Origin of the sequence: Kitasatospora sp. NPDC059747 (genome assembly GCF_042732955.1) — a bacterium.
Lineage (GTDB): Bacteria > Actinomycetota > Actinomycetes > Streptomycetales > Streptomycetaceae > Kitasatospora.
Genome location: NZ_JBHWGV010000075.1, coordinates 35,418 through 47,070, shown reverse-complemented (window position 1 = coordinate 47,070; position 11,653 = coordinate 35,418). Strand labels below are relative to the sequence as shown.

Annotated in this window: 6 protein-coding genes and 1 pseudogene; 5 read left to right on the top strand and 2 right to left on the bottom strand. The window is 77.7% G+C overall.

From position 1 onward, the window contains the following. A pseudogene (locus ACFV4G_RS28490) lies at positions 1 to 803 on the bottom strand (hypothetical protein); the annotation flags it as partial. Between the two features lie 263 nt (positions 804 to 1,066). On the opposite strand from ACFV4G_RS28490, the gene ACFV4G_RS28485 reads away from it, so the two are divergent. From ACFV4G_RS28485 to ACFV4G_RS28475, 3 genes are all read left to right on the top strand, one after another. Next, positions 1,067 to 1,492, top strand: a complete 426-nt coding sequence (locus ACFV4G_RS28485) for a hypothetical protein (RefSeq protein ID WP_380444972.1) — start codon at positions 1,067 to 1,069, stop codon at positions 1,490 to 1,492. A gap of 188 nt (positions 1,493 to 1,680) precedes the next feature. Next, entirely contained in the window at positions 1,681 to 2,043 is a 363-nt protein-coding gene (locus ACFV4G_RS28480; RefSeq protein WP_380444971.1) for a hypothetical protein, read from the top strand. 151 nt (positions 2,044 to 2,194) lie between these two features. Beyond that, the gene (locus tag ACFV4G_RS28475) at positions 2,195 to 2,884 is read left to right on the top strand and encodes a sigma-70 family RNA polymerase sigma factor (RefSeq protein WP_380444970.1); all 690 of its coding nucleotides are present in this window, start codon (positions 2,195 to 2,197) and stop codon (positions 2,882 to 2,884) included. A 21-nt stretch (positions 2,885 to 2,905) separates the two neighbouring features. Here the strand turns inward: ACFV4G_RS28475 and ACFV4G_RS28470 are convergent, their stop codons facing one another. Continuing rightward, a complete protein-coding gene (locus tag ACFV4G_RS28470; protein ID WP_380444969.1) occupies positions 2,906 to 5,755 on the bottom strand; it encodes a BTAD domain-containing putative transcriptional regulator in 2,850 nt (949 codons plus the stop codon). A 280-nt stretch (positions 5,756 to 6,035) separates the two neighbouring features. On the opposite strand from ACFV4G_RS28470, the gene ACFV4G_RS28465 reads away from it, so the two are divergent. Then, a complete protein-coding gene (locus tag ACFV4G_RS28465) occupies positions 6,036 to 8,945 on the top strand; it encodes a BTAD domain-containing putative transcriptional regulator (protein ID WP_380444968.1) in 2,910 nt (969 codons plus the stop codon). A gap of 318 nt (positions 8,946 to 9,263) precedes the next feature. Further along, positions 9,264 to 11,653, top strand: a 2,390-nt coding sequence (locus tag ACFV4G_RS28460) for a helix-turn-helix domain-containing protein (protein ID WP_380444967.1), incomplete at its 3' end; no start/stop codon positions are given.

The window sequence follows — 11,653 nt, the reverse complement described above, 5'->3', positions numbered from 1 at the left end:
CGGTCGGGGCTCGGAGCCCCGACCGGCGCCGGGGTGAAGGCCACGACCGCGCCCCGGGCCAGGTCGCCGCGGCCCTCGGCGGCGAGCCGGTCCAGCTGGGCGGAGGCGGTGCGGGCCCCGGCGACGGAGGCGTCGGCGCGGATCACCACCTGGTCGGCCGCCGCCATTGCCGCCTGCCGGGCATCGTCGCCGGCGCCGGTGGCGTCGGCGAGCACGAGGGGGTAGTGGGTGCCGAGGTCGGCGAGGGACTGCCGGTGGTCGGCGTACGGGTGCTCCGGGCGGGCCGTCAGCAGTGCCAGCCGGCCGCCCACGTGCCGGAACGCGTCCGGCAGGGGAGCGGCGGTGAGCAGGGCGCTGAGCGCGTGCGGTGGTGTCGGCGCGGCGGCGTCCGGCCGGGGCGGCGCGAGGTCGAGGACGGCCACCTGGTGGCACCGGTGCTCGGCCAGCTGGGCGCCGAGCGCGACCGGGAGTCCGGCGGAGGCGTCGCCGGGGGCGGCGGGCGTGCCGAGGAACGCGACGCGGTGGCAGGCGAGCAGCGGGGCGCGGACCCGCTCGATCTGCTGCCGGGGGTCGGCCGACTCGCGGAACAGTGTTCGGCGAACGTGCGGTCGGGGCGCGGGGGCGGCCGGAGGGCGGTGTATCGGGACGGGTGCCGGCTCCGGCACCGGCAGCTGCACCTGCACCTGTACCGGCTCCGGCCACTCGGCCGGAGTGTAGTCCGGGCAGGCGTCCGCTCCAGGGCCCGACAGCAGCTCGGTCCAAGGGATTTGGAAGCCCGGATGTGTGCCGTCGGAGTAGGCCATCGGGTGTCCCTCCCGGTTCGTCGGTGCGCCGCAGGGGCCGCCCCTCCGCCCGCCCCGGGCCGGCCCGCCCAGCCGGAACTACGGCGGCCGGTGCGCGGCGGGTTCAGCGGCCGGTGCGCGGCGGGTGCGCGGCGGGTACGGCAACGGGTTCCTCCGGGCGTGCGGGCCGTGCCCGCCGGTCCGGTACTGAACCCCGTTCAGTGGGAGGCCCGTTGAGCTGGTCAGGGCGCACCGTGCGTCCCGACCACGCTTGGAGGAACCCCATGCGCACCACCACCCGTGCCGCCGGCCTGCTGTTCGCGGCCGCCGGCCTGGTCGGCCTCACCGGAGTCACCGCCGCGCAGGCGGCCACCGTCCCCGCGGTGCCGAGGATTCCGGCCCAGCCGGGCGTCCCCGTCACTCCGGGCATCCCGGCCCAGCCGGGCGACAACTTCGTCCTGTGCTCGGGCGGCACCTACCCGTCGTACGCGGTGTTCCCGAAGCGGGGCGGCTTCTCGACGCACGTCGTCGCACCGCACCAGTGCGAGCGGCTGTCGCTGACCGGCATCGGCAAGGAGCAGGTCGTGCTGTACGGCCTGCGGCCCGACGGCAGGTCGTTCACGATCGCCAAGGACACCTTCGACGACCGCGACGGCGAGCGGATCCGCACGCTCGGCACCCCGGACGCCGACGACTGGACCACCTTCTAGGACGCGGAGCCCAGCCGCCGGCCGGGCGGCGACCAGGCCCGGCCGGGCGGGTTCCGCTGTCCGCAAACCCCCGACCGGACCGGGCTACCAGTCGGTACCGTCTCCGGGGCACGTCCGGCCGGTTCCGGGCGGCCCCGAAGGAACGACGGAGCGAGTCCCGGACGCGGGACGGGGGAGGACGACGAAACATGGGAACCGAGCGCGCGGAACCGCGTGAACTGATCGCCGCACTGCTGGCCGAGGGCGCGCGGGCCGTGCCGGGGCCGCCGGCGCTGGCGGTGCCGCCGGGCGCGGCGGAGGACGTGATCGCCGTCGCCCGGCGGGTGGCGCTGAACGGGCTGCCGTCGGGGCGTTGGCGGCCGGTGTCGTCGCCGGGGCTGTTGGAGCTCGCGGCGGCGATGGTCGTGGACGAGCACCCTTCGGCGCCGGGCTGGTCGGCCGAGGAGCGGGAGCGGTTCACCACGTGGGTCGCCGTGCTGATCGAGCACCGCGGCGAGGACGGCGTGCAGGACCTGGTCCGGGCGCTCAACGAGGAGCGGGACGCGGCCTGAGGGCGGACCGCCCTCGTGGGGGAAGGGGACGGGGGCCGACGTTGGCGCGGAGTTGGCGCATCCTTGGCGGCCGTTGACAGCCTGTGGTCACAGCCGCCGGGGGGATCCGGTCGGACTGTCCCCTGACCCCGACCGCTCTGTGAGGTAGTGCGTGTCCCAGCAGCCTGTCGCCCCGAACGCCCCCGGCGTCCAGCAGCCCGCAGAGTCCGCCGCCCGGCCCGCTCCCGCCGCGGAGGCCACCGTGCAGCCCGCCACGGAGACCACCGCGAAGGGGGCGGGCCGACCGACCCTCGACCCCCAGGACCTCGCCGAGATCCACCGGCTGCACGGCGGCTACCTGCTGAACGTCCTGCTGCGCACCACGCGCGGCGACCGCGGCAAGGCCGAGGACATCCTCCAGGAGACCCTGCTGCGTGCCTGGCAGAACCCGGAGGCGCTGAAGGCCGGGCCCGAGCACAGCCGCCCGTGGCTGTTCACGGTGGCCCGGCGGATCGCCATCGACCACTACCGGATGGCGGCCTCCCGGGCGCCCGAGGCGCTCGGCGAGTCGGTGGACGACCGGCCGGTCGCCGAGGACCCGTACGAGCGGGTGGTGGCCTCCCGGGACATCGCCCTTGCGCTGCGACGGGTGCAGAAGCACCACCGCGAGGTGCTGGTCGAACTGCACCTCAAGGACCGGTCGGTGGTGGAGGCGGCGGCGAAGCTCGGGGTGCCGCCGGGGACGGTCAAGTCCCGCAACTTCTACGCGATCCGCGCGATGCGCCCGGTCCTCGCGGCCGAGCACGGGTACGCCCCGAAGGCGGTCGACCGCGGGCGCGTCGCCAAGGCCGCGCTGAACTGACGGTCCTGAACTGACGATGCGTCAGGAACGGCGGTGCGTCAGCGCGTCCAGCTGTTCCTCGATCGCACTGACGAAACCGCCCATGGACGACGGGAGCCGGCCGTCCGCCCGGTAGCGGTCGAGCGCCACCCGGAGCCGCTCGACGGCCTCCGGCGACCGGCCGCGGCCGGCGAGGAAGGCGGCGTAGGACTGCTCCGCGAGGGCGAGCAGGTGCAGCAGCCCGGCCTCCTCGCAGGCGGCGAGCGCGCGGCGCCAGGCGATCTCGCAGGCCTCCTCGTCGGCGACCGGCTGGAGGGCGTGGGCCTCGGTGAGCATCGACCAGAGGTGGCAGATCGTCACCGTCGATCCGGGCAGCAGGTTGCGGGCCTCGCGGGCCTGCCGGAGGGCGCCCTCCCGGTCGCCGACCAGCAGGCTGACCTGGGAGCCGTGGGCGAGGGTGGCGGACAGGCGGTGGGGTTCGCCGCTGCCGGTCGCGTGGGCGAGCGCGGCGGCGCCGAGCGCGGTGGCCTCGTCCGCGCGGCCGACGAGGGCGCTGGACACCGCGAGGGCGTTGAGCGCCCGCAGGTGGACGGCGCCGTCCTCGGGGCGGGTGTCGGCGAGGGCCCTGCGGCCGCGGTCGACCGCCTCCTGGTAGCGGCGCAGGCCGAGCAGGGCGCTCGCCTGCGCGACGCCGGACCGTGCGGTGCCCACCCGGTCGCCGCACCGCTCGGCGGCCTCCCGGCCCGCCGTCATGCAGCTCAGCCACTCGGTGAAGAGCCCGGCGGCGTAGTACTGCGGTTCGCTGGCGGCGGCCAGCCGCCAGGCGCGCGCCGGGTCGGTGCGGCCGGCGGAGGCGACCAGCGCGCGGACGGTCGGCTCCTCGGCCCGGAACCAGTCGATCGCGGCCCGGGGCCCGGCGGGCGCGGGCAGGGCCGGCGGGTGGTGGACGCTCCCGCCGTACGTCTCCTGGCCGGGCTCCAGGTGCTCGGCGCAGGCGCGGGAGGCCTCCAGGTAGTACTCCAGCAGCCGTTCCGCGGCGAGCTGTCGGTCCGCCTCCGGCCGTCGCCCGAGCAGGTGCGCGCTGAACAGCCGCACGAGGCCGGACCGGCCGTACCGCCCGTGCGGGGTGCCGGTCAGCAGGTGGTGGGCGGTGAGTTCGCCGAGCGCCCGGCGGGCGGTGGCCGGGTCGGCGCCGAGCAGGGCCGCGCTCGCGAGGACGTCCACCTCGGGGGACGGGTGGGCGGCCAGGACGGCCAGCAACTCGGCCGCGTCCGGTGACAGCCGACGGTGGGTGCGGAGCAGTTCGCCGGAGACGCCGAGCGTGCCGTCTCCCTCCAGGACGGCCAGCCGGGTGGGCTCGTCCGCGAGGTCGGCGACGAGTGCGGCGATCGTCCAGTCCGGTCGGGCGGCCAGCCGGGCGGAGGCGATCCGCAGGGCGAGCGGCAGGTGGTCGCAGAGCGCGGCGAGCCGGGCGGCGGCCTCCGGTTCGGCCCGCAGGCGACTGGGCGTCAGCACCTGTTCCAGCAGGCGCAGCGCGTCGGACCCGGGCAGCGGGGCCAGGCGCAGCAGGGCCGCCCCCTCGGCGGCGACCAGGCCCTCCAGGGGGTTTCGGCCGGTGACGACGGCGGCGCAGCCGGGGCCGTGCGGGAGGAGGTCGGCGACCTGGTCGGCGTCGGCCGCGTCGTCGAGGACGACGAGCAGGCGCTTGTCCCGGGTCAGGGTGCGGTAGAGCGCGGCGCGCCCGGCCCGGTCGGCGGGGAGGGCGGGTTCGTCGACGCCCAGCGCGCGCAGGAAAGCGCCGAGCGTCTCGCCGGGGTCGGCCGGTCCGGCCGGGTCGAGACCGCGCAGGTCGGCGTGCAGCTGGCCGTCGGGGTAGCCGTCGGCGGCGGTGTGCGCCCAGGTGAGGACCAGCGCGCTCTTGCCGGCGCCCGCCGGGCCGACGACGAGGGCGAGGCCGTCGCCGGTGCGGTCGGGGCCGCATTCGCGGTCCAGCCAGCGCAGTTCGGGTTCGCGGGCGACGAAGTCGAGCGGGCGGCGGGGGAGTCGGCGGGGCACGGGGGTGCCGTCATCGGTGGTCGAAGCGGAAGCCGGCGGTTCGTCCACCGGCCGGCCGGCCTCGGCGGCGTCGTCCTCGGCCAGGACCTCGGCGAGTGCCGCCTGGAGCGCGGGGCCGGGCCGGATGCCGAGTTCGCCGTCGAGCCGGGTCCGCGCCTCGTGGTAGGCCCGCAGCGCGTCGGCGGACCGTCCGGCCTGGTGGAGGCAGCGCACCAGGAGCGCCGCCACCTCCTCGCGCAGCCCGTTCGTGCGCACGTTCTGCTCCAGCGACGGCACGGCCGCGGCGCCGGTGCCCTGGCGCAGCCGCAGCGCCGCCCAGGAGACGAGGGCCGCGGTCCGCGCCTGCTCCAGCCGGCCCGCGACCGTGCCGCGCAGTGCCGTGTCCGGCAGGTCGGCGAGCGCCGGACCGCGCCACAGCCGCAGCGCCTGCTCCAGCAGTGCGATCGCCTCGGCGAGCGCGGCGCCGCCCGTGGTGAGGGCCGCGCCGTCGGCCGCTTCCGCCAGCGCGCCCGCGCGGGCCACCAACTCGTCGAAGCGCAGGGCGTCCACGAGGCCGGCCGGCCCGGTCAGCAGGTAGCCGGGCGCACGGGTGTGCAGCACGAAGGGCCCGGCGGCGAGCAGCTTGCGCAGCGCGGCGACGTGGCCCTGGAGCGCCGCCCGCGCGCTGGCCGGCGGCCAGTCGTCCCACAGGAGTTCGCAGAAGGCGTCCACGCCGACGACCCGCCCGAGGTGCAGTGCGAGCAGCGCGAGCACGGCCCGCCGCTGCGCGCCCTGGACCGCGACGAACCCGCCGCCCCCGGTCCCCAGCTCCACCGGACCGAGGAGTCGAATCCCCACGCGCCGCCCCACCTCGCCCCACGACTCCCGGGCCGGTCGGTCCCGGGGTGGAGCAGTGTACTGCCCGAATTCGTCCGGTCCCGGCGGGTGATCGAACGGAACCGAATGGAACCGAACGGATCAAGGCCGAACCGGGCGAGAAGCGATCATGATGGCATGAATCGGCGGAACCCGCACCGGTGCGCAGGCCGGGCGATCGGGCCTATCCTCGGACGACTCGATCCACCCGCAGACGATCCACCCGCCGGCGAACGAGCCGATCAGCCAGACGAGGGGCCGCATGCGCATCGACCTGCTCGGACCGGTCGCCGTCCGGCGCGACGACGGGACGCTCGTCACGCCCTCGGCGCCCAAGCGGCGCGCCCTGCTCAGCGCGCTCGCCGTCCGGCTGAACCGGGTCGTGGCCACCGAGGAACTGATCGAACTGGTCTGGGACGGCGCCGCGCCGCCCACCGCCCGGGCCGCGCTGCAGGGCCATGTCGCCGTGCTGCGCCAGGCGTTGGGCGAGGAGCCCACGGCGGACCACGGCGGCGGGCACCTCGCGCTCGGCACCCGCGACGCCGGCTACGTGCTCACCGGGGAGCCCGACCGGGTGGACCTGGTGCGCTTCGCCGGCCTCTGCGAACGCGCCGGAGTCCTGCACCCGGACGGCCGGCACGGCTCGTTCGGCCCGTACCACCCGCAAGCGCCGTACCACCCGCACGTCCTGGACGACGAGCGAGCCGCCGACGGCCCGTCCCCCGACGGCCCGTCCGCCGACCCGGCGCTCCCGCTGCTGCGCGCCGCCCTCGACCTGTTCCAGGGCCCGGCCCTCACCGACTGCGGCTCGGCCCTGCTGCGCGACCGGACCTCCCCGTACGTCACCGACCTGCGCCTGCGCGCCCTCGACCGGCTCGCCGACGGCCTGTGCCGGCAGGGCCGCGGCGGCGAGCTCGTCGCCGAGCTCACCGAGGCCGTGACGGCGCACCCCGCCCGGCAGGGCCCGGCCGCCCGGCTCGTCACCTGCCTCGACCAGGCCGGTCGGCGCGACGAGGCCGCGGCCTGGTACGGGCGGCTGGTCGCCCGCCTCGACGGCCCGCCGGGCCCCGAGCTGCGCCGCGCGGGCGAGCGCCTGACCCGCCCCGCCGCCACCGTGGCCGCGCCCCGCCCGAAGGCCGTACCGTCCCAACTCCCGCCCGCCGACCGCCGGTTCGTCGGCCGGTCGGACGACCTGCGCCGGCTGGACGAGGCCCTCGCGCCCGCCCGCGCCGGACGGCCCGTCCTGGTCACCGGCCCGGCCGGGGCCGGCAAGACGGCCCTCGTGCAGCACTGGGCCAACCGGGCCGCCGAGCGGTTTCCCGAGGGCGTCCTCCACGCCGACCTGGACGGCTTCGGCGAGGCCGGGCCCCGGGACCCGGCCGACGTGCTCGGCGAGTTCCTCACCGCGCTCGGCGAGTCGGCCGTACCCGCCGGGCTCGGCGCACGCGTCCAGCGCTACCGGGCGCTGCTGACGGGCCGTCGGGTGCTGGTGGTCCTCGACGACGCCCGCTCCGCGGAGCAGGTGGCTCCCCTCCTGCCGGCCCCGCCCGCCGAGCCGTCCGACGCCGCGCCCGTCACCGTCGTCACCAGCCGGCACCGCCTGCGCGACCTGCTCGTCCGCGAGGGCGCCGTCCCCCTGCCGGTCGGCGCGCTCACCCCCGACGACGCGGCCGCCCTGCTGGCCCGCACCCTCGACCCCGCCCGGCTCGCCGCCGAACCCGCGGCCGCCGCCGAACTCGCCGAGCGCTGCGACCGCCTGCCGCTCGCCCTGCGCCTCGCCGCCGCCCGGCTGGCTGCCCGCCCCGGCTGGGGCCTGGACGACCTCGCCGCCGAACTCGCCGACGACCAGGCCGCCCTGGCCACCCTCACCGGCACCGGTCGCGGCCCGCTCGGCATCGCCGCCGCCCTCGACCGGACCCGCCGCGCGCTCGACCCGGCCACCGCCCGGCTGTTCGCGCTCCTCGGGCTCCACCCCGGCAGCGAGATCGGCACCGCCACCGCCGCCGCCCTCGGCGACCTGCCCGCCGCGGAGGCCCGCGCCCACCTGGCCCGCCTCGACGCCGTGCACCTCCTGGAGGAGCAGGCCCCCGGCCGCTACGCCCGGCGCGCGCTGGTCGGCCGCTACGCCGCGCGGCAGGCCGCCGACCTCGGGTGCGACGAACGGCTCGCCGCGCTCGACCGGTTGATCGACCACTACCTCGACGCGACCGGGGCGAGGTCCGCCGAGGGCGGGGAGGGCGCGGCCTGGTTCCGGCGGGAGGAGAGCGCCATCCGCGCGGTCGTGCTCTGCGCCGAACAGCACGGCCGTACCGCCGGGGCCTGGCAGCTCGCCCACCGCGCCGCCACGTTCTACGAACGCGCTGCCCACGGGCACGCCCCCCACGGGCACGCCGGTCGCGGGCACGCCCCCCAAGGGCGCACCGCCCACGGGCACGCCGGTCGCGGGTACACCGGCCACGGCTTCCTGGGCGGCGCAGGCGGCGCAGGCGGCGGAGGCGGAGAGTACGGAGAAGGCGTCGAGCACGACCGCGCCCGTTGGCGCGCCACGACGGAGGCCGGTCTGCGCGCGGCCCGTTCGGCCGGCGACCCGGAGGCCGTGGCCCGGCTCTCCACCGACCTCGCCGTCCTCCTCGTCGACCGCGGCGCCCACCGCACCGCGGGCGAACACCTCGACCGGGCCGTCACCACCACCGGGGACCCGCTCCTGCGCCTGCGCTCCCGGGCCCGTGTCGCCCGTGCGCTCGGCCGGGCCGGACGGCACGACCGGGCCGTCCCGCTGTTCACCGACGTCGTCGCGGCCGCCCGCACCCCCGAGGCCGCGCACCTCCTCGCCGCCGCCCTCGTCGACCTGGCCGACGCCCTCGTCCTCGCCGGCTCCCCGGCCCAGGCCCTCGCCCACGCCGACGAGGCCGTCCGGCTGGCCGCCGCCCACACCGCCGACGCCGTCCGCGCCACCCACGGACGGGCCCGCGCCCTGCACGCCCTGGGCCGCGTCGGACCGGCCCTCGACTGCGCCGAACTGGCCGTCGTCCTCGGCCGGACACTCGCCGACACCGTGCTCCAGGCCGACTCCCACGCGCTGCTCGCCGACCTGCTGGGAACGGTGGGCCGCACCGGCGACGCGGCCGCCGCCCGCCGCCGCGCGGACTCGCTCCTGTCGGGCGCCGTCTGAGCCTCCGCCGCCCGACCCGGGCCGGCACACGTCCCCGGTTCCGCCCTCTCCGCCCGGTTCCGCCCATCCCAATTCCGCCCCTCCACAGTTCCGCCCGTGTGCGAACAGGCAGAACTACCGGCAGTTCTGCCACCGGCGCCGCGTGCCCGCCCGGCCGGTCGCCCGTTGGCCCGTCCGGCCGCCGCGGCCCTTGGCACACGCACTGACCAGCAGTGCCGTGGCACCGGGCCCGCGTGAAACCGTGCATACTTCTGCCTGCGTGTAGTGGTTGAGGCACAAACAGTGGCAGAAGTACCGGCAGGGTCAGGGGTGGGGTCGATGGGCGACGCGGTCGCCGGGGGCGTGGAGTTCTCCGGACTGCTGGCCGGGTACCGGGTGCGGGCGGGGCTGACGCAGGAGGAACTGGCGGAACGTTCCGGCGTGAGCCTGCGGGCCCTCGGCGACATGGAACGCGGCCGTACGCGCGGGCCGCAGCGCCGCACCGTGCGGGCCCTGGCCTCGACGCTGGGCCTTGACGCGGCGGACACGCTGACTCTGGAGCGGGCCGCCCAGTCGGGACGCCCACGCGGCACCCGCGCGACCGTCCCCGCGCAGGCCGGCCCCAGGGCGCCGAAAGCCGCCGCGGCCGATCAGGGGTCAGCGACCCCCGAGAACGCCCCCGCCGCGCCAGTTGCCCCGGCCACCCCCGCCGTCCCTGCCGTCCCCATGCTGCCCGGCGCCCTCGCGCTCCCCCGGGACATCGCCGACTTCACCGCCCGCGAGGACGTCCTCGCCCGCCTGGACGAGCTGGTCCGGGAGGACGACCCGGCCCACCCCCGGGTGCTCCTGGTCAGCGGCCAGCCGGGCCTGGGCAAGACCGCCTTCGCCCTGCACGCCGCCCACGCCCTGGCCGACCGGTTCCCCGACGGCCAGCTCTCGCTCGACCTCGCCGGCATGGCTCCCACCCCGCTGCCCGCCCGCGACGCGCTCGGCCAGGTCCTGCGCGCGCTGGGCGTCGAGGACGGCGCCGTCCCGGCCGGCACGGAGGAGCGGGCCGGACTGTTCCGGGCCCTGGTGCGCGAGCGCCGGCTCGTCCTCGTCCTGGACAACGCCGCCGACGAGGCACAGGTCCGCCCGCTGCTGCCCGGCTCGGGCCCGGCCGTGACGATCGTCACCAGCCGCAACGCCCTGCCCGGCCTGGAGTCGGTGCACCGCCTGCGCCTGGATGCCCTCGCGCCCACCGAGGCGGCCGCGCTGCTCGCCCGGATCGCCGGCCGGGAGCGGATCGCCGCCGAACCGGACGCGGTGGCCGAACTCGCCCGCCTGTGCGGCTACCTGCCGCTCGCCCTGCGGATCGCCGGCCAGCGCCTGGTGGCGCGCGAGCAGCTGCCGGTGAGCCGCCTGGTGCGGCAGCTCGCCGCGGAGGAGAACCGGCTGGACCTGCTGGAGACGGGGGACCTCGCCGTCCGCCCGGCCTTCGCCCTGTCCTACCGCCGGCTGCCGGCCGAGGCCCAACTGGTGCTGCGCCGCTGCGCGTTGACCGCAGGACCGGACTTCACCGCGCCGGTCGCCGCGATGTACGCCGGGCTGTCCGCGGTGCGCACCGAGCGCTGTCTGGAGGAGCTGACGGACGCCGGGCTGGTCCAGCTCGCCACCCCGGAGCGGTACCGCCTGCACGACCTCGTCCGGCTCTACGCGGGGGAGCGGCTGACGACCGACGAGAGCCCCGAAGAGGTACGGGCCGCCGAACTGGCCGCGGCCGGGCTGCTGCTGGCGCGCGCCTCGGCGGCGGGCCTGCGGTTCGTCCCGGACAGCACCGGCGAGGAGGCGCTCGGCGATCCCGATCCGGCGACGGCGCCGGTGACGACCGCGGACGCGACGCGCTGGCTCGAGGAGGAGTCCCCGGAGTGGCTGGCGGCCATGTACCGGGCGGCCGGGGCGGGCCGGCACCGTGCGGTGGTGGACACCGCCGAGGCGATGCACTGGTTCTCGGACCGGCTGCTGAGCTGGGACATCTGGGGCGAGGTCTTCCAGCTGTCCGTCGACTCCGCGCGCGCCCTCGGCGACCGGCACGCCGAGACCGTCCACGTGAACTACCTGGCCTGGACGAACGTCACCTGCCTGCACCGCTACCAGCGCGGCGTCGAACTGGCCGGCGAGGGCCTGGAGCTGGCCCGTGAGCTCGGCGACCGCGAGCAGGAGGGCTGGGCGCTGACCTACCTCGGCAGCGGCCTGCGCAGGCTGCACCGGCACCAGGAGGCCACCGACAGCTACCACCGGGCGGCCGAGGCCTTCGCGTCCGTGGACAACCGGGCGGCCCGGATCGGACGGCTGGTCACGCTGCGCGGCGCCGCCACCTGCCTGCGCGAGTCGGGCCGCGCGGAGGAGGCGGTGGAGTCCCGCCGGCTGGCGCTGGCGGGCGCGCTGGAACTGGTGGAGCGCTGGGAGTCGCCGCTGATGCACTTCCTGTCGGCGATGACGGCGTACGAACTGGGCCTCGACCGCGCGGCGCTGAAGCAGTGGCCGGCCGCCGAGAAGGCCTACCGCCAGGCGCTCACCCACTACGAGGCGATCGGCCGCCCGGACAGCATGACGAAGACGCTGACCGAGCTCGGGGCGGGCGGCGGGAGGGGGGGTGCGGGCGCGGGCGCCGGCCCCCCCGCGCCCCACACGCGCCCCCCCAGCGCCGGGCGAGCGGGCGCGCGGGGGCGCGCGCGCGCGGGGGGGGG

Coding starts and splice junctions, on each gene's coding strand:
- ACFV4G_RS28485 (WP_380444972.1), top strand. CDS start 1,067: ATGCGCACCACCACCCGTGCCGCCGGCCTGCTGTTCGCGGCCGCCGGC.
- ACFV4G_RS28480 (WP_380444971.1), top strand. CDS start 1,681: ATGGGAACCGAGCGCGCGGAACCGCGTGAACTGATCGCCGCACTGCTG.
- ACFV4G_RS28465 (WP_380444968.1), top strand. CDS start 6,036: ATGCGCATCGACCTGCTCGGACCGGTCGCCGTCCGGCGCGACGACGGG.